The 20,904-nt window shown below is 70.4% G+C and carries 21 protein-coding genes and 1 pseudogene; 12 read left to right on the top strand and 10 right to left on the bottom strand.

Annotated elements, in window-relative coordinates; translation table 11 throughout:
* Both ACFY5B_RS19910 and ACFY5B_RS19905 read left to right on the top strand, forming a co-directional pair.
* Nucleotides 1–479: DUF5753 domain-containing protein (locus ACFY5B_RS19910; RefSeq protein WP_389970810.1), on the top strand; the 479-nt coding region annotated here is incomplete at its 5' end.
* Nucleotides 476–688, top strand: coding sequence for a DUF397 domain-containing protein (locus tag ACFY5B_RS19905; protein ID WP_389970807.1), 213 nt, complete (start codon nucleotides 476–478; stop codon nucleotides 686–688). The genes ACFY5B_RS19910 and ACFY5B_RS19905, both read left to right, overlap by 4 nt.
* 65 nt (nucleotides 689–753) lie before the next feature.
* Here ACFY5B_RS19905 and ACFY5B_RS19900 read toward each other — a convergent pair whose 3' ends face one another.
* From ACFY5B_RS19900 to ilvA, 5 genes and pseudogenes are all read right to left on the bottom strand, one after another.
* Nucleotides 754–1,542: a hypothetical protein gene (locus ACFY5B_RS19900; RefSeq protein WP_389970804.1), complete on the bottom strand. Its 789-nt coding sequence runs from the start codon at nucleotides 1,540–1,542 to the stop codon at nucleotides 754–756.
* A gap of 30 nt (nucleotides 1,543–1,572) precedes the next feature.
* Nucleotides 1,573–2,388, bottom strand: coding sequence for a hypothetical protein (locus ACFY5B_RS19895; RefSeq protein ID WP_389970801.1), 816 nt, complete (start codon nucleotides 2,386–2,388; stop codon nucleotides 1,573–1,575).
* A 275-nt stretch (nucleotides 2,389–2,663) separates the two neighbouring features.
* Nucleotides 2,664–2,789, bottom strand: a pseudogene (locus ACFY5B_RS19890) (ABC transporter permease); the annotation flags it as partial.
* On the bottom strand, nucleotides 2,786–3,763 hold the full coding sequence (locus ACFY5B_RS19885) for an ATP-binding cassette domain-containing protein (protein ID WP_389970798.1): 978 nt from the start codon (nucleotides 3,761–3,763) through the stop codon (nucleotides 2,786–2,788). The gene ACFY5B_RS19885 and the pseudogene ACFY5B_RS19890, both read right to left, overlap by 4 nt.
* A 224-nt stretch (nucleotides 3,764–3,987) precedes the next feature.
* Nucleotides 3,988–5,217, bottom strand: a complete 1,230-nt coding sequence (ilvA, locus tag ACFY5B_RS19880; RefSeq protein WP_344458386.1) for a threonine ammonia-lyase — start codon at nucleotides 5,215–5,217, stop codon at nucleotides 3,988–3,990.
* A gap of 163 nt (nucleotides 5,218–5,380) precedes the next feature.
* Here ilvA and ACFY5B_RS19875 point away from each other — a divergent pair, with 163 nt between their 5' ends.
* The 3 genes from ACFY5B_RS19875 to ACFY5B_RS19865 all read left to right on the top strand — a co-directional run bounded on the left by ACFY5B_RS19875 (nucleotide 5,381) and on the right by ACFY5B_RS19865 (nucleotide 6,966).
* Nucleotides 5,381–5,887: a MarR family winged helix-turn-helix transcriptional regulator gene (locus ACFY5B_RS19875; protein ID WP_389970868.1), complete on the top strand. Its 507-nt coding sequence runs from the start codon at nucleotides 5,381–5,383 to the stop codon at nucleotides 5,885–5,887.
* 307 nt (nucleotides 5,888–6,194) lie between these two features.
* Nucleotides 6,195–6,695 carry a sigma factor-like helix-turn-helix DNA-binding protein gene (locus ACFY5B_RS19870; protein WP_389970795.1) on the top strand — a complete coding sequence of 167 codons (501 nt, stop codon included), beginning with the start codon at nucleotides 6,195–6,197 and terminating at the stop codon, nucleotides 6,693–6,695.
* 22 nt (nucleotides 6,696–6,717) lie between these two features.
* On the top strand, nucleotides 6,718–6,966 hold the full coding sequence (locus tag ACFY5B_RS19865) for a hypothetical protein (RefSeq protein ID WP_344458380.1): 249 nt from the start codon (nucleotides 6,718–6,720) through the stop codon (nucleotides 6,964–6,966).
* Between the two features lie 21 nt (nucleotides 6,967–6,987).
* Here the strand turns inward: ACFY5B_RS19865 and ACFY5B_RS19860 are convergent, their stop codons facing one another.
* On the bottom strand, nucleotides 6,988–8,142 hold the full coding sequence (locus tag ACFY5B_RS19860) for a cystathionine gamma-synthase (protein WP_389970792.1): 1,155 nt from the start codon (nucleotides 8,140–8,142) through the stop codon (nucleotides 6,988–6,990).
* Between the two features lie 151 nt (nucleotides 8,143–8,293).
* On the opposite strand from ACFY5B_RS19860, the gene ACFY5B_RS19855 reads away from it, so the two are divergent.
* The 6 genes from ACFY5B_RS19855 (at nucleotide 8,294) to ACFY5B_RS19830 (ending at nucleotide 13,511) form a co-directional block, all read left to right on the top strand.
* Entirely contained in the window at nucleotides 8,294–9,415 is a 1,122-nt protein-coding gene (locus ACFY5B_RS19855; RefSeq protein ID WP_389970790.1) for a hypothetical protein, read from the top strand.
* Nucleotides 9,416–9,528: 113 nt separating this feature from the next.
* Nucleotides 9,529–10,197, top strand: a complete 669-nt coding sequence (msrA, locus tag ACFY5B_RS19850) for a peptide-methionine (S)-S-oxide reductase MsrA (protein ID WP_389970787.1) — start codon at nucleotides 9,529–9,531, stop codon at nucleotides 10,195–10,197.
* Complete coding sequence (locus tag ACFY5B_RS19845; protein ID WP_389970784.1) at nucleotides 10,190–10,528, top strand: hypothetical protein; 339 nt, start codon at nucleotides 10,190–10,192, stop codon at nucleotides 10,526–10,528. The genes msrA and ACFY5B_RS19845 overlap by 8 nt, the downstream gene beginning before the upstream one ends.
* A 62-nt stretch (nucleotides 10,529–10,590) precedes the next feature.
* Nucleotides 10,591–11,721 carry an AI-2E family transporter gene (locus tag ACFY5B_RS19840; RefSeq protein ID WP_389970781.1) on the top strand — a complete coding sequence of 377 codons (1,131 nt, stop codon included), beginning with the start codon at nucleotides 10,591–10,593 and terminating at the stop codon, nucleotides 11,719–11,721.
* Between the two features lie 91 nt (nucleotides 11,722–11,812).
* Nucleotides 11,813–12,499, top strand: coding sequence for a DUF4389 domain-containing protein (locus ACFY5B_RS19835; RefSeq protein ID WP_389970778.1), 687 nt, complete (start codon nucleotides 11,813–11,815; stop codon nucleotides 12,497–12,499).
* Nucleotides 12,500–12,581: 82 nt separating this feature from the next.
* On the top strand, nucleotides 12,582–13,511 hold the full coding sequence (locus ACFY5B_RS19830; protein ID WP_389970865.1) for a DUF5829 family protein: 930 nt from the start codon (nucleotides 12,582–12,584) through the stop codon (nucleotides 13,509–13,511).
* Nucleotides 13,512–13,641: 130 nt separating this feature from the next.
* Here ACFY5B_RS19830 and ACFY5B_RS19825 read toward each other — a convergent pair whose 3' ends face one another.
* The 3 genes from ACFY5B_RS19825 to ACFY5B_RS19815 form a co-directional block, all read right to left on the bottom strand.
* Nucleotides 13,642–14,403, bottom strand: coding sequence for an SDR family oxidoreductase (locus tag ACFY5B_RS19825; protein ID WP_389970776.1), 762 nt, complete (start codon nucleotides 14,401–14,403; stop codon nucleotides 13,642–13,644).
* A gap of 150 nt (nucleotides 14,404–14,553) precedes the next feature.
* Complete coding sequence (locus ACFY5B_RS19820; RefSeq protein ID WP_389970773.1) at nucleotides 14,554–14,937, bottom strand: VOC family protein; 384 nt, start codon at nucleotides 14,935–14,937, stop codon at nucleotides 14,554–14,556.
* Between the two features lie 149 nt (nucleotides 14,938–15,086).
* Nucleotides 15,087–16,127 carry an NAD(P)-dependent alcohol dehydrogenase gene (locus ACFY5B_RS19815; RefSeq protein WP_389970770.1) on the bottom strand — a complete coding sequence of 347 codons (1,041 nt, stop codon included), beginning with the start codon at nucleotides 16,125–16,127 and terminating at the stop codon, nucleotides 15,087–15,089.
* Nucleotides 16,128–16,307: 180 nt separating this feature from the next.
* Here ACFY5B_RS19815 and ACFY5B_RS19810 point away from each other — a divergent pair, with 180 nt between their 5' ends.
* Entirely contained in the window at nucleotides 16,308–17,222 is a 915-nt protein-coding gene (locus tag ACFY5B_RS19810) for a helix-turn-helix domain-containing protein (protein ID WP_389970767.1), read from the top strand.
* Between the two features lie 169 nt (nucleotides 17,223–17,391).
* Here the strand turns inward: ACFY5B_RS19810 and ACFY5B_RS19805 are convergent, their stop codons facing one another.
* Entirely contained in the window at nucleotides 17,392–20,706 is a 3,315-nt protein-coding gene (locus tag ACFY5B_RS19805) for a S8 family serine peptidase (RefSeq protein WP_389970862.1), read from the bottom strand.
* Between the last annotated feature and the right edge of the window lie 198 nt (nucleotides 20,707–20,904).

Here is a 20,904-nt window from a genome sequence, read left to right as displayed (position 1 = left end):
TGCAGACCGCTGGTTACGCTCGGGCTCTCCTGCTCAAGGGTGCTCCGCGGGCAACCCCTGAGGAGATTGCGGCGGATGTCAGCAAGCGCCTTGCCCGCCAGGCCGTCCTACAAGCGGAGGCGCCCCCGGACCTTCGGGTTGTGCTGTGTGAGTCCGTGCTGATGCGACGTGTTGGCAGCGCTGACGTGATGCGTGAGCAGTTGGCCGTGTTGCTGGACCACGGTCGCCAGCCGACGACGAGGGTTCGGGTTCTGCCGCTCGATGCAGAGGCTCACCTCTTGATCGACGGGGCTGCCTCGTTCCTGACGCTGCCAAATAACGTGACGAACGTCTGTGTTGAGGCATACCGTACGGCGGGCATCATCGAGGAGCCCGAGCACGTCAGGGCAGCGGTGCGCGCCTACACTGACCTGATGGGCGAGGCACTGTCAGCCCCACAGAGCGCAACCCTCATCACTGAGTACATGGAGAAGCTGTGACCCCAAATCCGCGCTTGGCTCACGTCCGGTGGGTCAAGTCGAGCTACAGCAGCCCTGAGGGCGGGAACTGCGTGGAGTGGGCTCCCTCCGAGATCGTCACCGGGAGGGTTCCTGTCCGGGACTCCAAGATCCCCGAGGGTCCTGCCTTGATCTTCCCGTCCGAGCAGTGGCAGAGGTTCGTCACGCACGTGGGTGGCTCTGTCGCCTGATCCCCTACACTGAGACCTGAGAGCCCCCGCCGGTGTCCCTGGCGGGGGCTCTCGCTGTGCTTGGGCTACGCCGCTGAGAGGTGGCGGTAGTACGTCGCCTGAGAGACCCCTAGGGCCTGGCAGATCCTCTCAACGGTCGGCTTCTTGCCCTCAGCCGCCGCGAGACTCTCGCGGGTCTTCTCGATCTTCTCTCGCGTCAGCTCCAGGGGTGCCCGGCGAGACCTGCTCTTGAGAGCCTCCTTCTCGGCCTTCTCCAGCTCTGCATCTAGGGCCTCAGTCTCTCCCTCAAACCACTCCACAAGCTCTCCAGTGGCCCGAGAGACTCCACCAAAGCCTGTGAGAACTCCCCAGGCGTGAGAGAGGACGTTCTCAGCCTCAGCGGCCACCAGGGCAGTCATGAGGCCCTGGTTCTCGTCTCGCAGTTCCTCAAGCTGCTGAGAGAACGTCTTCACCACCGAGGGGGTCTCAGCCATGTGCACCAGGTGCGCGATGGTGAGAGGCGGGACGCATGAGACAGCCACCACAAGAGCGGCAGAGGTTCCCATGTAGTCCTGCTCGATCAGGTGAGAGATCGACTGAGCCGACATGGCCAGCAGCAGGGACATGAGAGAGCCCACGAGAGCAGTCGTCTGCCCTGGCAATTCCATCTTCCGGCGATAGGTCGAGATGGCTCCCGCTGAGAGGGCGTACACCGAGAGACAGATGGGCATTGCGGGGGCGTAGTGCTCGGACCATCCGGCAGTTCTTGCTAGTGCCACCTCACCCGGGATGGAGAGGTAGAGGGCGGCGAGACATGCCGCCGGCAGCGCCACGTACAGGATGCCCTTGATGTACCAGGGGGTTGCAGAAGGCATGGGTGTCCCTTCGAAGGTGCGTGAGAGAGGTCAGCGGCAGTTGCGGCAGACGCCGCCGGGGTGGCCGAGAGGGAAGATCACTTCGCACTCGGGGCACCGGGCTCGCTGAAGAGCCCCTGTGGGCGCCTGAGAGGGCGCAGGGGCAGGGATGTGCTCGGGCTGGTGGTTCTTCAGTCGGAACGTCACCAGAGCGGCGGCAGAGGTGATCTCTGCGGGCAGGCCAGCCGTGAGAGTGCGGATCACTTCCATCTCGTGGAAGCCAGCGGCCAGCCACTCAGCGACGAGAGGCGCCAGGCGGGAACATTCCCGGTTGCTGAGTAGAAGGCGAGTGTCATGGATGGCGAGACGCTGAAGCGTCTTCACGGCCCGCTGTGTCTGGGCGGGGTTCTTCTCGGGGGCAGACTCCTCCCCCTCCCCCTCGCTGCCTTCGGCGAAGCCGTCCGGCTCCGCTTCCGGCTCAGGGGTAGGGAGGTCATTGCACCCTGCGTCTTTCCCCTTGGGGTAGGCGCCGACAGCCTGTCCGGTCGGCTGACCGACCGTCGGCATGTGGTCAGTCGGTGTGTCCGAGACAGAGGTGAGGGTGACCCAACGCTTCGTCTCCGGGTCCTGGACCCGAGCGCGGTGGTAGTACCGGAGGTCGGTCAACTCACTGGCAGCGTTGGAGATCGAGCGGCGGCCGTTGGGCACGCGGGCGGCGATCTTCTCAAGGGTCATGCTGTTGCTGTCGGGGTACGACAGCATCTTGACCAAGAGGCCCAGAGCCTCAAGGGACATGTCTGGTCGCTGTGCAAGGTCGTTGGGGACCTGCACATAGGCACGGGTGTGCTGGGTACGCTGGACGCGCATCTAGAGTCCACTCTCTAGGTGTTCTTCCCGTCCGGTAGCCGCCGGGCGGGCCAGGCCCTCAGAGGCACCGGGTAGCCGCCCGGTGATCCCCTCTGGGGGTCTGTTCGTTGGAAGGTACTGGAAGGACACCCAGGGGGCAACTAACTTGCCTAGGGTGCTCCCCCTCACCCCAAGACGACTAGAGCCCCCTCCGTGATCGGAGGGGGCTCGTCTGTGGTTCGTTCGTGCTGGTCAGGGGCTCGTTCGCCCCAGGTGCAACCTAGCCAACTTTGGCGAACAGGATTCGGGATCCGGGACATGCGGATCAGGTTGCGCTTGGCGACGACCATCGAGTCGCGGATCGACTGGCTGACCGGGTTCGCGGCCGGTGCGACCCGCACGGTGTCGGTGACGGCGCTCACTGGGCGGCCTCCTTTTCGTTCTCCTGGTCCTTGGCCTCGGCCACGTGTCCGGTGAGGGACAGGAAGACGTCGTCGAGGGTGGGCCGGCGCAGGCCGATGTCGTCGATCTCGATGCCGCGGGTGTCGAGTTCGCGGATGACTTCGGCGAGGAGCTTGGCGCCGCCGGTCACGGGGGCGGTGAGCTTGCGCATGTGCTCCTCGACCGTGGTCTCGCCCTTGCCGAAGCCGGCGAGGACCTCGGCGGCGGACTGGATGTGCTCGCGCTGGTGCACCACGACCTCGACGCGCTCGCCGCCGGTGCGGGCCTTGAGCTGGTCGGAGGTGCCCTGGGCGATGACCTTGCCGTGGTCGACCACCGCGATGTCGTGCGCCAGGTGGTCGGCCTCCTCCAGATACTGCGTGGTCAGCAGCAGGGTGGTGCCGCCGGAGACCAGTTGCTTGATGACCTCCCACAGCTGCTGGCGGTTGCGGGGGTCGAGGCCGGTCGTCGGCTCGTCCATGAACATCACGGGCGGCGAGACGACCAGGGCCGCCGCGAGGTCGAGGCGGCGGCGCATGCCTCCCGAGTAGGTCTTGGTGGGGCGGTCGGCGGCGTCCGTGAGGTGGAACTGCTCGAGCAGTTCGGACGCGCGCTCCTTCGCCGCCTTCGCCCGCATCTGGTACAGCTGGCCGACCATCTGGAGGTTCTCCCGGCCGGTGAGGTATTCGTCGACGGCCGCGAACTGGCCGGACAGGCCGATGGAGCGGCGGACCGCGTCGGGTTGTTTGAGCACGTCGATGCCCGCGACGACCGCTCGCCCTCTGTCGGGGCGCAGCAGGGTGGTCAGGCAGCGGACGGTGGTGGTCTTGCCCGCGCCGTTCGGCCCGAGCAGGCCGAGAACCGTGCCTTCGGGCACGTCGAGGTCGACGCCGTCCAAGGCCTTTACATCACCGAAGGTCTTCACCAGACCTTCGGCGTAGATGGCGCCTGGCATATGAGTCTCCACGTCTTCGGGGATGACCGGACGAATGCCCGGTGAAGCCTCTCACCGACACACCATAACGCGATGTATCGCGTCTTACAATGAGTTTTCCCGCGTTGCTCTCCGTGAGACGAAAGGATCTTCGACCGGCTCGGGCTGCCGGGCCGTCCGAGGACCGTGTGGTCAGCCGATGACCGACGACCCCGGCCGAAAGCCGATGACCGATGTCCCTGTGGTCAGCCGATGACCGTGTAGCCCGCCTCGCGCAGCGCCTGACCCACCTCGGTGCAGTGCGCCGGGCCCTTCGTCTCCAGGTGCAGCTCGACCTCCGCCTCCGTGAGCCCGAGCCGTGGGTCGGTTCGCACATGGCTCACATCGAGGACGTTAGCGTCGACCACTGACAACACGCCCAGAAGAGTGGCAAGGGCACCGGGCCGGTCCGTCAGCCGCAGCCGGACCGCCAGGTAGCGGCCCTGGGCGGCCATGCCGTGCCGCAGCACCCGCTCCATCAGCACCGGATCGACGTTCCCGCCGGACAGCACCGCGACGACCGGGCCCTCGAAGGCGCCGGGGTCGCTCAGCAGCGCCGCGACCGGGCTCGCCCCGGCCGGCTCCACGACCAGCTTGGCCCGCTCCAGGCACAGCAGCAGCGCGGCGGACAGCTCGTCCTCGCTGACCGTGCGCACCTCGTCGACCAGCTCACCGACGATCCTGAACGGCACGTCGCCCGGCCGCCCGACCTTGATGCCGTCGGCCATGGTCGCCGGGTTCTCCACCGACACCGGCCGGCCCGCCGCCAGCGAGGGAGGGTAGGCCGCCGCGCCCGCCGCCTGCACCCCCACCACCCGCACCTCCGGCCGCAGCGCCTTCACCGCCACCGCGATCCCGGCGGCCAGCCCGCCCCCGCCGATGCCGACGAGGACCGTGCGCGCCTCGGGGCACTGCTCCAGGATCTCCAGGCCGACCGTGCCCTGGCCAGCGATGATGTCGGGGTGGTCGAAGGGGTGGATGAAGACGGCGCCCGTCTCGGCCGCGTACTCCTGCGCGGCGGCCAGCGTCTCGTCGACCACCTGGCCGTGCAGGCGCACCTCCGCCCCGTAGTCCCGGGTGGCGCTCACCTTGGGCAGCGGCGCTCCCCTCGGCATGAACACCGTGGAGCGCACGCCGAGCAGGGAGGACGCGAGGGCGACCCCCTGCGCGTGGTTGCCGGCGCTCGCGGCGACGACACCGGCGGCACGCTCCTCCGGAAGCAGACCGGCGATCCGGACGTACGCCCCGCGCAGCTTGAACGAGCCGGTCCGCTGGAGGTTCTCGCACTTGAGGTGCACCGGCGCGCCGACCATCTGGGACAGGTGCCTGCTGCCCTCCATCGCGGTCACCCGCGCCACACCCGACAGCATCTTCTGCGCGCCGCGCACGTCGTCGAGGGTGACGGGCCGAAAGGAGTCAGCCGTGCTGTAGCTCATGACTCCAGCATCGCAGTTCACAGGCGGGAACGACCGTTGTGACCAACCTCCGAGACCCGCTTTGCGCAGCGCCGGTACGGCCTGCCCTCCGGCCGCGTACCCTGTCCCCCAATCTGCCAGCCCTCCACGAAGTGAGCCCCCGGCCATGCCCACAACACCTGAAATGTCGATGGACATGACGACCGTCGGTGACACCGGTCTTCTCGACACGCTGCAGCACGAGGTGGCGCTGTTCGCCCGCCGTGCCGAACAGACCCGGCTCGGCGGGGTCGGGCAGGTGCGCAACTCCATGGACCGCGCCGCCTACCTGCTGCTCAACCGCCTCGACAAGGAAGGCCCGATGGGCGTCAAGGCGCTCGCCGCGAGCATGGGGATCGACTCGTCGACGGTCACCCGGCAGGTGGCTCCGCTCGTCGACACCGGCCTGGTCAAACGCACCTCCCACCCCGAGGACGGACGCGCGGTGGTGCTGCAGCTGTCCCCGCGCGGGCAGGCCCGGCTGGAGGAAGTGCGCTCTTCCCGGCGTCAGTTGATGGCCGAGCTGACGCACGACTGGCAGCCCGACGAGCGCGAGGCGTTCTGCGACCTCCTCACGCGCTTCAACACCGCGCTGTCCTCCCGGATGACGGCGCAGGGGGTGCCGGGGCCGGAGGCGCAGTCGGCATCCTGAGCGCTCCGCGGCCCGGCTCCCGACGGTGTCGGCACGACGACCGGGCCCACAAGCGGACGACCGGACTCGCACGCCAACGACCGGGCCCGCACGCGAACGACCGGCCCCGCACGCCGACGACCAGGCCCGCACGCGAACGACCGGACCTCCACGCGTGCGTGGCACCCCGGCCCGAGCCGTGCGCGGCACCGGCCGAGCCGTGCGCGGCCCTTGACCTCGGGGCCGTCCCTGCCCTGATATGAGACCGGGCCCCGTCGCGCGTGGCCGGGGCCCGCGTCCTCAGGGTCGCCGTCGGGCGGGAGGTGCGGTGCTGGAGCGGCATGCGTCCCGGGCAGCCCGTCGCGCCCGGGAGTTCGAGGCGTTCGTCGCGGGCGCGGCCGGGCGGCTGCTGAACGCCGCCACGCTGCTCACCGCCGAGTCCCCCGACGACAACCCGCGCGCGCGGCGCCTGCTGACGCTGTCGCTGGCGCACACGTACGCGTGCTGGGACCGGCTGCACGGCGAGGATCCGTACGACCGCACCCGCCGGCAGCTGGCCACCCGCTTCGCGCGCGGCGCCTGGCACCGGCACGGCGCACTCGGCCGCGCCCGGCCGCACCCCGCGAGCCCCTTGGCCCCGCTCACCCCGCAGGAACGGCTGATCCTGGTGCTCCGGCTCCACGAGGGCGTCGCCGAGGAGCAGACGGCCGCCCTGCTCGGTCTGTCCCCGGAGCGCGTACGGGCGATCTGTCACCGGGCGACCTCGGCCCTGCTGCACCGCTCGCGGGTCCCGGCCCCGGCGGTGACGGCCACGAAGGCGATGCCGTGAGCCCGGCAGGCCGGAGAGCGGCATGAGCGGCAACGACCGCGAGGCGACCGTACGCAGGCTCCTGGAGCAGCCGGCGCGGCCGGTGCCGCCCGAGATCCACACGGAGGCGGTGCGCCGCGGTGGCCGCATGCTGCGGCGCAGGACGCTCGCCCGCCGTCTCATGTGGCTGCTGCTGTTCGCGGCGGCCGTGGCGTTCACGGTGTGGGCGCTGACGGCCCGCCCGTGGGTGGAGCCGCCGTCCGACACGACTCCACCCCTCACCGGCTGGTGACCCCGCCAGGGGCCGTACGGTCTAGCCGAGCGCCTGCTGGAGGTCCTCCACCAGGTCCTCGGCGTTCTCGATGCCGACGGACAGCCGCACCAGGTCGGCGGGGACCTCCAGGGCCGAGCCGGCCACGGAGGCGTGCGTCATACGGCCGGGGTGCTCGATCAGCGACTCGACGCCGCCCAGGGACTCGCCCAGCGTGAAGATCTTGGCGCGGTTGCAGACCTCGACGGCCGCCTCCTCGCCGCCCTCGACGCGGAAGGAGACCATGCCGCCGAACGACTTCATCTGCTTGGCGGCGACCTCGTGACCCGGGTGCTCCGGCAGACCCGGATACAGCACGCTCGTCACGCGCGCGTGCCGGGTGAGCATGTCGGCGACCTTGACCGCGTTCTCGCTGTGCCGGTCCATGCGCACGGAGAGCGTCTTGGTGCCGCGCAGCACCAGCCACGAGTCGAAGGGCCCGGCGACCGCGCCCATCGCGTTCTGGTGGAAGGCCAGTTCCTCGCCCAGGCCGGCGTCAGCGGTGATCAGGGCGCCGCCGACGACGTCGGAGTGACCGCCCATGTACTTGGTCAGCGAGTGCACGACGACGTCCGCGCCCAGCGACAGCGGTTGCTGGAGGTAGGGCGTGGCGAAGGTGTTGTCGACGACGAGGCGGGCGCCGGAGTCCCGGGCGACCTGCGCGACCGCGGCGATGTCGGTGATGCCGAGCAGCGGGTTGGAGGGCGTCTCCACCCAGACGACCTTGGTCTTCGGGGTGATGGCGGCCCGGACGGCGGCCGGATCGCTGGTGTCGGCGACCGACCACTCGACGCCCCAGCGGGCGACGACCTTCGCGAACAGGCGGAACGTGCCGCCGTACGCGTCGTTCGGGATGACCACGTGGTCGCCGGGGCTGAGCAGCGTACGCAGCAGGCAGTCCTCGGCCGCCAGTCCGGACGCGAACGCGAGCCCGCGGCGGCCGCCCTCCAGGGCGGCGAGGTTCTCCTCCAGCGCGGTCCTGGTGGGATTGGCGCTGCGGCTGTACTCGTAGCCGCCGCGCAGCCCGCCGACGCCGTCCTGTTTGTAGGTCGAGACCTGGTAGATCGGCGGGACGACCGCGCCCGTCAGGGGGTCGGCGGTGTTGCCCGCGTGGATCGCGAGCGTCTCGAAGTGCTGACTGATGTGCCTGTCGCTCATGAGCACCGAGGGTAGTGCGCCGACGCGATGCGTGCCGGGGTACGGAGCGGGCCGGGGTTTTCCACAGGTCGCGGGGCGGCTCGGGCCCAGGTTTTCCACAGTTCCGGGAGCAGGTTGGCCAATTGTCGGCGCGGTCTGGTTCGCTTGTTGCATGGAGATTCTCTGGGTCCTGATCGCGCTGGTCATGCTGGGCTTCGTGCTGCTCCCCTTCCTGCGGCGCAAGCGCGGTGCCGCGACAGGGCTGGTCTCGCCGGACCACCCGGACGCGGCGGACCCGGCGAACTACGGCTTCGTCCGGGAGGAGGAGCTCGACATCCGCATGCCGGGCCCCGACCAGGACCTGCTGGACGTCCTGGACGTCGTGCAGCGCACGCAGGACTACCGCGCCGCGCAGCAGCTCCTCGCGGGCACGGAGACGGAGGGCGAGCGGCGCTGGCAGCGCGTGCAGGCCTTCGCGGGCGCGGCCTCGCTGGAGCTCTCGCGGCGGCCGGGCGGGGTGAGCGAGGCGCCGGGCGGGCAGTGGCTGCGGGTGTGGCGGGCCGAGGCGCCCAAGGACGCGGGCGGTGCGGCGGTGCACGCCGAGTTCCTGGTGCAGCAGGCGTGGCGGACGGCGACACCTGGGACGGACGAGTTCCGGATCATCATGGAGGAGGCGAGGACGGCGTGCGGCGAGGCGGCGCTGCTCGCCCCCGGTGACCCGATCCCGTACATCGTCGAGCTGTCGGTGGCCCGTGGCCTCGGCTACTCCCAGAAGGACTTCGAGCAGGTCTGGCTGAAGATCCTGGACCGCGCCCCGGCCCACATGGGGGCGCACCTGGCGGCGCTGCACTACTGGTGCGAGAAGTGGCACGGCTCGCGTGCGGAGGCGTACGCGTTCGCCGAGGCCGCGGCGGCCCGGGCGCCCCGGGGCTCCCTCCTCTCGGCGATGCCCCTGTTCGCGGTGTTCGAGCACCTTCCCGAGGTGACCCTCGTCGCGAGCTTCTGGCAGAGCGAGGTCGTCACGAAGGCGGTCCACGGCGCGCTGCACGCGGTGCACTCGGCCCGTCCCGACGACCCGATGCTCGCCCATGTCCGGCACATGCTGGTGTTCTTCCTGGTCCGCGGCGAGCGCTGGTCGGAGGCCATGAACCAGCTGGTGCGCATCGACGGCCACGTGGGCGCCCTGCCCTGGACGCTGTCGGCCGACCCGGCGGCGGAGTTCGCGGTGTACCGGGCCCTGGCGGTGGCGGGCTACGAGGCGAACGGCGGCAGCCCGGCGAGCCTGCCGCACTGACCCCCCGGGCCCGCCGCACTGACCCCCCGAGCCCGCCGCGCGGGCCCGGGGCCCGCCGGAATTCGGGGTGGCACCGGCACGTTGCAGTGGGCGTCGCCCCGATTGGAGACCGCATGTTCCTGCACAGCCGTACGCCCCAGCTGCCGACTCCCGAGCAGGCGCTGCGAGGCCGACCGGAGCCGGCGTTCACGGTCCCCGACCGCCACACCGTCCTCGGCACCCCGCTGCTCGGCCCCTATCCCGAGGGCCTGGAGATCGCGGACTTCGGCCTGGGCTGCTTCTGGGGCGCGGAGCGCAGGTTCTGGCAGCTCCCGGCCGACGTGTGGACGACTCTCGTCGGCTATCAGGGCGGCCACACCGAGAACCCCACGTACGAGGAGGTCTGCTCGGGCCTGACCGGCCACACGGAGGTCGTGCGCGTGGTCTTCGACCCGACGCAGGTCTCGTACGAGCGCCTGCTCAAGACGTTCTGGGAGTCCCACGACCCCACGCAGGGCTTCCGCCAGGGCAACGACGTGGGCACGCAGTACCGCTCGGCCGTCTACACCCACACCCCCGGGCAGGAGGCCACCGCCAAGGCGTCCCGCGAGGCGTACCAGAGGGTCCTGACGTCCTCCGGCCACGGCGGCATCACCACGGAGATCGTCACGACCGAGGGCCGCCCCTTCTACCCGGCGGAGGGCTACCACCAGCAGTACCTCGACAAGAACCCCGCGGGCTACTGCGGCATCGGCGGGACCGGGGTGTCCTGCCCGGTCGGTGTGGCGAGGGCCGGTGACTGACCCCGCCGGCTCCACCGCGAGCTTCGGCGGGGGCTGGATCTTCGAGGGGGGTCTGCGGCCGTTCTGCGAGTCGATCGCGGAGTTCTGCGGCTACGACTTCGACGACTCGGACTGGCTGGCCATCGACAACGCGCTGCTCCACACGGACGTGGAGGGGCCCGACGGCTGGTACGACCACCCGCTGGCGGGCCGGGTGCCGATGGCCCTGCTGGTGGCGGCCGACCCCGGCTCCTCCGTCGTCTTCGTCCGGCTCACGGGGGCACCCGACGACCGCACGCGGGCACAGATCGAGGCGGCCCTGCACATCTTCAGCAGGTACACCGTCCGCTGACGGCCCGCTGCCGAACGACGGGGGGCTGCTGGGGGCGGACCCGCAGCCAATAGGGTGCCCACGTGACTGCGTCCCTGAGTTCCGAGAGGTCCCGCGCCGCGCTGCGGACATCCGCGCGGGTTTCCGCCGAGTTGCTGCTGGTGCTCGCCATGTCGGCCGTGGCGTTGTGGTTGCTGGGCCGGATGTGGTCGGTGGTGTGGCCGCTCGTGGTCGGGCTGCTGCTGACCACGCTGACCTGGCCCGCGGCCCGGTCGCTGCGCCGTCGCGGGTGGCCGCCCGCGCTGGCCGCGTCCGTGGTGACCGTGCTGTTCCTGCTGGTCGCCGGCGGTGTGGTGGCGTTGATCGCCGTGCCGGTGGCCTCCCAGTCCGGGGAGCTGACCGACGGTGTCGTGGAGGGGATCCAGCGACTGCGCGAGTGGGCCGCCGGGCCGCCGTTGAACATCGGGGACGCGCAGATCAACCAGGCCTTCGACAGCGCGGTCTCCCGCGCCCAGGAGGGCGTCGGCAGCATGGTGGGCGCCGTCGTCACCGGGGTGAGCACCGTGGTGAGCGGCGTCGTCACCGCCGTCCTCGCGCTCTTCCTGATGTTCTTCTTCCTGAAGGACGGCCCGCGGTTCCTGCCGTGGCTGTCCCGTCAGCTGCCCGGCCGGCTCGCCACCGACGTGCCGACCGTGTGCGCGCGGAGCTGGGACACCCTGGGCGCGTTCGTACGGTCCCAGGCGGCCGTCGGTCTGCTCGACGCCGTCCTGATCGGGCTCGGCCTGTGGATCCTGGGTGTCCCGCTGGTGCTTCCGCTCGCGGTGCTGACCTTCGTCTCGGCGTTCGTGCCGATCATCGGCGCCCTGTTCGCCGGCTTCGTGGCGGTGCTCATCGCGCTCGTGTCCAACGGTCTGACGGACGCGGTGATCGTGCTGGCGATCATCGTCGTGGTGCAGCAGCTGGAGGGCAACGTCTTCCAGCCCATGATCCAGAGCCGTGGTCTGGGTCTGCACGCGGCCGTCGTCCTGCTGGCGGTGACTCTGGGCGGCAACCTGGCCGGCATCGTGGGCAGCCTGCTCGCCGTGCCCGTGGCCGCGCTGATCGCGGTGGTGTGGAACTACGTGCGCGAGCAGCTCGTCGATCCGGCGGGGGAAGCGGCGGCCGACGAGCCGGGCACCGACGAGCCGGATGCCGGAGTGGCCGTCCCCTCGTAGCGGCCCGGGGGCACCGGCGCGCGAACGGCCCTGCCCGGGTCGCGGGGCTCTCCCTCGCTTGCGAGTCTGCAGGCGAGAGGAGAGCCGCCCCATGATTGCTGTCGCCGCGTCACCCGTGCGTCTGGAGGCGTCCGTCGATCCCCGCCTGTCCCGGTGGATGTGGCTGGTGAAATGGCTGCTCGCCATCCCGCACTACATCGTGCTGGTGTTCCTGTGGATCGCGTTCACCGTCGTGACCGTGATCGCCTTCTTCGCCATCCTGTTCACCGCCCGCTACCCGCGGCCCCTCTTCGACTTCAGCGTCGGCGTACTGCGCTGGAACTGGCGGGTCGGCTACTACGCGCACACCGCGCTGGGCACCGACCGGTACCCGCCCTTCACCCTCGCCGACGTGCCCGACTACCCGGCGCGCTTCGACGTCGCGTATCCCGGGCGGCTGTCGCGCGGACTGGTCCTGGTGAAGTGGTGGCTGCTGGCGATCCCGCAGTACATCGTGGTCGCGATGTTCGTCGGGGGCGGCTGGGGCGGGGACGACTGGCGGGGCGGCGGGCTGCTGCCCTTCCTCTCCCTGGTCGCCGTCGTCATCCTGCTCTTCACCGCCCGCTACCCGCGGCACCTCTTCGACTTCCTGATCGGCCTCGCCCGCTGGGCGGCCCGGGTGACGGCCTACGTCACCCTGCTGACGGACCAGTACCCGCCGTTCCGGCTCGACCAGGGCGGGCAGGAGCCGTCACCGGCGGCATCACCGCCACCTGCGGACCCACTGGCCAAGGCCTGACCCCGCCCAGGGAACAATCCGCAGCGGAATCGTTTCCTCCCGCCCTACGCTCCCTCGCATGGTTCTCAGACGAGCGTTACAGCTGATCATGGTCATCGCTCTGGCCCTCACGGGGGCGGTCCAGGGCGGCGTGAGCACGGCACGGGCGGCGGAGGACGGAACCTCGGACGGGCGGCAACTGCTGTTCTACAACCACGCCTACGGCGTCTTCGACCGGCAGACCGCGGACGCCATCGAGCACTCCTCCTATCTGCGGGACTTCGCGAACTTCCAGGTCCGCACCACGACCGGCTCCGGCGGGCAGACCTGGACCGGCCGCTATCTGATGGGGCGCGAGACCTACTTCGAGCTCTTCGGAGTGGGAGACGTACCGGGCAAGGACGGCACCCTCGGCGCCGCAGGCCTGGGCGTGTCCACCGAGCGCGCCGGCGACCTCCCCACGGTGGTCGAGCGGCTGCGGAAGGCCGGGGTCGGCGAACCGGTCGAGTTCCCGCAGACGCGCGATTTCGGCGACGGCGTCCCCGTGCCCTGGTTCGACGCGGTCTTCACCACCGGCGAGTACGACCTCTTCGGCGCCTGGGGCATGGAGTACCGGCCGGAGTACTTCGCCGACCCGCGCAGCAACACCGAGCCCGCCTCCCACCCGGGTGACGTGGGCCGCGAGCGCTACCTGTCCGACGCCTACCGCGACCACCTGATGCGGGACGTGACCGGCATCCGGCTCGCGGTGACCGCAGGCGACCTCGCCGCCACGGTGCCGCTGCTGAAGGCCGGCGGTTTCGCGGTCCGGTCCCTGCCGGACGGGGGCGTCCTCGCGAAGGGCGGCGGCACCACGATCCGGTTCGACTCGGTGCCCCTGGACCAGGTGGGCCTCAAACAGATCGACATGACGCTGAACCACCCGGTGTCGTACCGGCACGTGGAGCGGATCGGCCACTCGGCTCTCATGGTCGGCCCGGGGTCCCGGGCGGTGTGGACCTTCGAGGAGCAGGACCGGCCGGACGCCGGGTAGGGCCGGGGCCCCGGGGGCGTCTGGTGGATCTCGGCAAAGGAAGGAGCAGCTGCCGGTGCGTGCCAAAGGCGTGCGGCGAGCGTGCGTGCGTGCCGGGCGTCGTGACGCCGCGGAGGTCCATCAGCAGCCCCTAGCCCAGCCTCTCCGCCAGGAACTCCTCCCAGGTCCGCTTCCCCGCCTCCGCTCCCGCCGGTGTCAGGTTCTCCCCCGCCCGGTACGCCCGCCCCGCCTTCCCGGGGATGCGCACCGGCAGCATGGGGCGGCGCCTGCCGGTCAGGCGGAGGTAGGGGCGGGCCAGGGCGGCGAGGTCGTAGAGGTGCGGTCCGGCCAGGTCCGGGACCAGGCCGGAGGGGGCGCCGAGGGTCAGCTCCGCGAGGCGGGCGGCGACCTCGCGGGAGTCCACCGGCTGGAGCCGGAGGCCGCCGGGGACCGGGAAGACCGGCAACCTGGCCATCTTCTCGACCATGGTCAGCGTGAGGTCGTGGAACTGGGCCGCGCGCAGGGTCGTCCACGGGATGCCCGACTCGGCGACGGCCCGCTCCGACTCCAGCTTCGTCCGCATCCAGGCCAGCGGGACCCGGTCGGCGCCGACGACCGAGACGTAGACCAGGTGCCGTACACCGGCCCGGGCCGCGGCGGCCACCAGGGCCCGGGTCGCCTCGTCGTCGCCCTTGGGGCCGCCCGCCAGGTGCAGCACGGTCTCCACCCCGTCGACTGCGGCCTCGGCGCCCTCGCCCTTCAGCAGGTCCCCGGTGACGTGCTCGACGCCTTCCGCGGCGGGGCGGGCGCGCCGGGTGAGGATCCGCACCTCGTGGCCGGACGCGCGCAGCAGTGGGACGACGTGGGCTCCGAGGGTGCCCGTGCCGCCGGTGACCAGGATCGGTGCTGTCATGACTGCTCCCCAGCTCTTCGTCACTTGTCAGCTCTTCGTCAGCGAGCCGTCGGCGCTTCGTCGACGCCGTCGGTGTGTCGCCTTCGCCGGTATGACGGGCGGCGGCGCGACGATGTGACGAGCCGGGGTGCGGGCGGGGGCGCGGGCGGTTCAGCCCCCGCTGCCGTAGGGCCTCGTGATGATCTCCAGGCGGTGCCCGTCGGGGTCGTCGAAGTAGGCCCCGCGGCCGCCGTCGTTGTGGTTGATCTCCCCGGGGCGGCTGTGGAACGGATCCGCCCAGTAGGTCAGACCGGCCTCCTGGATGCGGCCGAAGATCTCGTCGAACTCGTCTTCCGAGACGAGGAAGGCGTAGTGCTGCGGCGTGATGGCGCCGGGGCTGTCCATGAAGTCGAGCGTCACGCCGTTGGGGATCTCGACCGGGAGGAACGGGCCGTAGGGCGGGCTGACGTCGAGACCCAGGAGGTCGGCGAGGAACCGGGCCGAGGCGCGCTTGTCGTGGGTCACGACGATGGTGTGGTTCAGCTGCACGGTCATGACGGGCCTCCCGTGACGCACCCGGCGAACCCCTGCGGTGCACTCCCCCACGTGTACCCCGCGTGCGGCCCGCCGTGCATCACGAAAGCCCTGAGGGCCCCGGCGGCACGCGGCCGGGGCCCTCAGGGCTGCTGCACACGGGTCCGAGGTCAGATCGTCGCCGTGTCGATCACGAACCGGTAGCGCACGTCGCTGCCCTGGACCCGCTCGTACGCCTCGTTGATCTGGTCGCCGCGGATCAGCTCGATCTCGGCGCCGAGACCGTGCTCGGCGCAGAAGTCCAGCATCTCCTGCGTCTCGGCGATACCGCCGATCATGGAACCGGCGAGGGTCTTGCCACCGCCGATCACCGAGAAGAGGTTGAGGGAGACGGGCTCCTCGGGGGCGCCCACGTTGGCCAGCGTGCCCTCGGTCTTCAGCAGGGACAGATAGGCGTTGAAGTCCAGCGGGGCGGACACCGTGGACACGATCAGGTCGAACGTGCCGGCCAGCTCCTCGAAGGTCTTCGGGTCGCTGGTGGCGTAGTAGTGGTCCGCACCGAGCCGCAGGCCGTCCTCCTGCTTGCGCAGGGACTGCGACAGCACGGTCACCTCGGCGCCGAGCGCGTGGGCGATCTTGACTCCCATGTGGCCGAGGCCGCCCAGGCCGACGATCGCGACCTTCTTGCCGGGGCCGGCGCCGAAGCGGCGGAGCGGGGAGTAGAGGGTGATGCCGGCGCAGAGCAGCGGGGCCGCGACATCGAGGGAGAGGCCGTCGGGGATGCGGACGACGAAGTTCTCGTCGACGACGACGCTGCGCGAGTAGCCGCCGTAGGTGGGCTCGCCGTCACGGCCGATGCCGTTGTACGTCGGGACGTTGCCCTGCACGCAGTACTGCTCGCGTCCGGCCTTGCAGTTCTCGCACTCGCGGCAGGAGTCGACCATGCAGCCGACGCCCACGCGGTCGCCGACGGCGAACTTCGTGACGCCCGGGCCGACCTCGGTGACGACACCGGCTATCTCGTGGCCGGGGACCATGGGGAAGATCGCCTCGCCCCAGCCCTCCTGGGCCTGGTGGATGTCCGAGTGACAGATGCCGGCGAACTTGATGTCGATCAGGACGTCGAACTCGCGGACCTCGCGGCGCTCGATGGTGGTGCGCTCCAGCGGAGCCTTGGGGGCGGGAGCGGCGTACGCAGCAACAGTGGTCATGCCGGGGGTTCTCCTAGCGGGGTTGTGCGCCCGGCTGCCTTCTGGATCTTGTGACCGGGCACGATCACCAGCGTGCCCGATTCGGGCGTGCTCACCCAGACCACGGTTTTGCGTACGCACACGGTGCGTACCACTGGCGGGGTCAGGCTGGTGTGCGTACGACCGTGAATACTGGACCGCATGGACGAACAGCCCGAACCCGCACGGACGGCCGGCGGCGGCCTGGACCGGCGCGCCGAGCTCAGCGAGTTCCTGCGCACCCGGCGGGCCCGGCTGAAGCCCGAGGACGTGGGGCTGCCCGACTTCGGGCGGCGGCGTGTGCCCGGGCTGCGCCGTGAGGAGCTCGCGCAGCTGGCCGGGGTGTCCGTGGCGTACTACACGCGGCTGGAGCAGGGCAACGGCCGCAACGTCTCGGCGGCGGTGCTGGACGCGATCGCGCGCGCCCTGCGGCTGAGCGACGCCGAGCACGCGCATCTGATGCATCTGGCGAAGCCGAAGCAGCACAAGAAGAAGCCGGTGGCTCGCAGCCAGCAGGTGCGGCCGACGCTGCGGCATCTGCTGGACTCGATCGAGGGCGTCCCGGCGTACATCGTCGGACGTCGCTCCGACATCCTGGCCTGGAACCGGATGGCGTCGGCCCTCTTCGGCGACTGGGCGGAGGTGCCGGCCCAGGAGCGGAACTGGGCACGGATGGTGTTCCTGCGGCCGGAGTACCGCGAGCTGTACCTGGAGTGGGAACAGAAGGCGGCCGACATGGTCGGCTACCTGCGCATGGACGCGGGCCGCCACCCGGACGACCCGCGGCTGTCGGCGCTGGTGGGCGAACTGTCGGTGAAGAGCGAGGACTTCCGCCGGCTGTGGGCCGCCCACGACGTCAAGGAGAAGAGCTACGGCGTCAAGCGCATGCGCCACCCCCTGGTCGGCGACCTGACCCTCTCCTTCGAGACGTTCCGCCTGGTCGACGACGCCGAGCAGTCCCTGATCACCTACCACGCGGAGCCGGACACCCCGTCGGCGGAGGCCCTGCGCCTGCTGGCGAGCTGGGGGGCGGACGCGACGCGCTCCGGGACCCGGGCTTCGACACCGTCGGAGTGAGCGGGCCGGCGTGTCAGTCCGGTACGCCGAGGACGCCCACCACGGCGGTGATCATGGCGGTCACTGCGGCGGTGATGCGAGGACCCTACTGACGCGACGGGCCCGCCGGAAGCCGAAGCTTCCGACGGGCCGTCGACGCGTGTGCGTCACTGCTTGCTTGCCCCGCGTGCTACTTGCCGTAGTACGCGTTGTAGATCGAGATCGTCGACTTGTTGCCCTTCTTGTCGGCGATCTTGGCGTGGAAGGAGATGCCCTTGCCCTTCGCCGGGTTCTTGACGCTCACCTTGCCGTCCTTGACGGTGAGCTTCTTCCAGGTCTTGCCGTAGTCGTACGAGGCGTAGACCGACAGCGACTTCAGGTTGCTGCCCTTGGCCGCGCCCTCGACGGTGACCGGGATCTTGACGGTCTTGTCGGCCGGGGCCTTGCTGTCCAGGCCCGTGGCCGCGAGGAAGCGAGCCGTGGAGACGGGCAGCTTGGTGATGCCGGTGGTCTTCTTCGAGCGGAACGTCCAGCTGGCGTCGACGCGGGTGGAGGCCGCGGCGACCTTGACGCTGCGCTTGACCGACGTCGTCAGCTTGTACTCGGCGTCAGCGGCCGGGACCTTGAACTGCTTGTCCCCGAACAGCGGGTCGTCGTTGCTGCCGACCTTGGTGCCGTTGCGGTACAGGGTCGTGTCGACCGCGGAGAACTTCGAGTAGCCCACGTTGCCCTTGCCGTCGGCGAACAGCGGAAGGGAACCGTAGATCTCGTTGCCCTCGCGGATGACACCGAAGTCGCCGGCCAGGCGAGGCCCGAAGACAGCCGTGTTGACGGTCTTGGAGTAGCTCTTGCCGGCGGCGAACTTGTGCGTGCCCATCGCGTAGGCGGCCTCGTCGACCGGGAAGCCGTCCGCGTCCACACCGCCGGACTGGGCGAACTCGAGCTGCCACTGCACGCCGCCCTGGGCGGACAGGTGGATCGTCCGGGTGCCGGGCAGGGCCTGCTGCATGCCGATCGAGGAGGCGCCGGAGCTCCACGGCATCCATCCCACCGCGTTGACCGAGCCCTTCTTGCCGCTCGCCGAGGCACCGAGGCCGGCCTTCACCGTGGCGAGCTCGCTCGCCTTGTAGTGCTTGGTGAAGCCGGTGGCGAGCTGCTTCACCTTGCCGCCGTCGACGGTGTTGTACTCCTCGTCGGCGCCCTTGGACCAGTGGCCGTCCCACTGCTGGGTCACCGAACCGTCGGTGATCTGCGGGCCGACGTGGGCGCTGCGGAAGCCGTCGTAGGAGTCCAGCCACCAGCCGAAGCCCCAGCTGCTGTCCCCGCTCTCCACCGTGTAGTCGGCCGAGGCGAACTCCGACTTGACGCCGGTGGCCGGGACGGTGATGTCCACCGGCTTGGCCTTGCGGGCGTCCAGCGTGACCGTCGTGTTCTTGGTGAGGTTCAGCTTGGGCTGAGCGAGCCAGTCCACGCCCTCGAACTTCTCCGGGTCGTCGCCCACGAAGATGCTCGTGTTGAGGATGTAGGTGCCCTTGGGGAGGCGGGCGGTGACCGTGCCGTCCGCGTCGTACGGCATGGCCCCCTTGCCCTTGCCCAGGCCGGCTATGCCGGTCAGGTCGGCGCTGTAGTTCTTCGCCGCCTTGCCGTCACGGTCGAGGAACTTCAGCGTCACGTCGTACGACTCGACCTCGCGCTGCACCGCCGCCGCCGTGCGGACGGTCTGGCCGTCGCCCGTCGCCGTCACGTACGCCGAGTACGCGCCGTCGACCGTGCCGCCCAGCTTGGTGTCGACGGTGAACGGCACGGAGGCCTTGCCGCCGGCCGGGACCGTCACCGAGGTGGCACCGAGCTTGAAGAAGCCGGCCGGGACGGCCTGGCCCTTCGGGTTGGTGGCCGTCGACGCCAGCTTCAGCGTGACGTCCTTCGTACCGAGGTTGCGGTACGTCAGCTCCTTGGTGACCGGCTTGTCGTCGGTGTGCGGCCACTGCTGCACACCGAAGCTCACCGAGGCCGGCTCGGCGATCACGGTCTGCTTGATGGCCTTGTCGACCTGGATGCGGCCCGAACCCTGCTGGAACGGGGTGTACTTGCCGCCCTTGGTGGAGCCGGTGAGGGCCCCCTTCAGCTCGCTGTACTTCCACTCCGGGTGCTGCTGCTTGAGGATCGCCGCCGCGCCCGCGACATGCGGGGTCGCCATCGACGTACCGGAGATCGTCATGTAGCCGGCCGGCTTCTCGCCGACCTCCTGGGCTATCTGGTTGCCCGGGGCGGAGGCCGCGGTGATGTCCACGCCGGGCGCGGTCACGTCGGGCTTGAGGGCGCCGTCCATGCCGGGGCCGCGGCTGGAGAAGTCGGCGAGCTTGTCCTTGTCGTCGACCGCGCCGACGGTGAGGGCCGCGGCGGCGCTGCCCGGGGAGCCGATGGTCTGCTCGCCGAAGTCGCCCTCGTTGCCGGCCGCGATGGCGAACAGGACGCCCTTCTCGTCGGACAGCTTGTTCACCGCCGCTTCCAGCGGGTCGATCGCGGGCGTGTCGCCGCCGCCCAGGCTCATGTTGATGACGTCGGCGCCCTCGGCGACGGCCCACTCCATGCCGGCGAGGATCTCGGAGTCGCTGCCGAATCCGCCGTCGTCGAGGACCTTGCCGTTGAGGATCTTCGCGCCGGGCGCGACACCCTTGTACTTGCCGCCGGACTTCTTGCCCGTGCCGGCCGCGATGGAGGCGACGTGCGTGCCGTGGCCGACCTTGTCGGTGGCGTCGGGCGAGGCGGTGAAGTTCTTGGCGCCGGCCACCTGACCCTTGAGGTCGTCGTGGGTGGCGTCCACACCGGTGTCCAGGACGGCGATCTTGGTGCCCTTGCCGTCGTAGCCGGCCGCCCAGGCCTTGGGCGCGCCGATCTGCGGGACGGACTTGTCGAGGCTGGCCTTGCGGACGCCGTCGAGCCAGACGTGCGCGATGCCGGAGGCGGTCTTCTCGCCGTTGGTGACCGCGTCCCAGAGCTCGGGCGTTTCGGCCTGAGGCGTCTGCACCGCGTCCGCGTTCACGGACTTCAGCGTGTGGCGCAGGGTGCCGGCCTCACGGACGTCGGCCTTGGTGGAGGCGGCGTTGCCCTGGTAGCCGACGATGACCTTCAGGCCCTTCTTCTGGGCCTTCCGGGTCGTGGACTTGTTGAGCTCGGTGACGTCGAAGAGCCGCTGGTCGAGCTTGCCGGTGGCGACCAGGCGGGCCGCGTCGGCCGGGATGACGAGGGTGTGGCCGTCGACCTTGCGGATCTGGACGGGTACGTTCTCGCGGCCCTTGGCGTGCTCCAGGCCGATGACACGGCCCTTGGCGTCCAGGACGACGCGGTCGCCGGTGATCAGTGTGATGCGGTGCTTGGCGGTAAGGGACGCCGGCTTGGCGGACGCTGCCGCCTGCTCGCCGTTGGCCGACGCCGGGCTGGTCATACCCGCCGCCAGGGCCACGGCGGCCGCTGTGGCGACCGTGGCCGCGCACGCCCTTTTCACTTGTCTGCGCAAGTTTCCCCCTTGCAGAAGAACCGGGTGAATTCCCCGTTCACCCGGCCGGGGGTGGTCTCGTACGCATGCACGTACACCCCCCGGAATACGCAGTATGCCGAGGGGTGATCAGGTGCTCAATAGATGAGAGGACGATAAGAAATCCGTCGGCCGACTGTTACACAGCCGTCGGAACTCCGTTACAGG

The sequence above is a fragment of the Streptomyces sp. NPDC013187 genome, from assembly GCF_042899705.1.
In the GTDB taxonomy this organism is placed as follows: Bacteria; Actinomycetota; Actinomycetes; order Streptomycetales; family Streptomycetaceae; genus Streptomyces; species Streptomyces hawaiiensis_A.
Note: the sequence above shows the minus strand (reverse complement) of the source record. Positions and strands in the feature narration are given on the sequence as shown.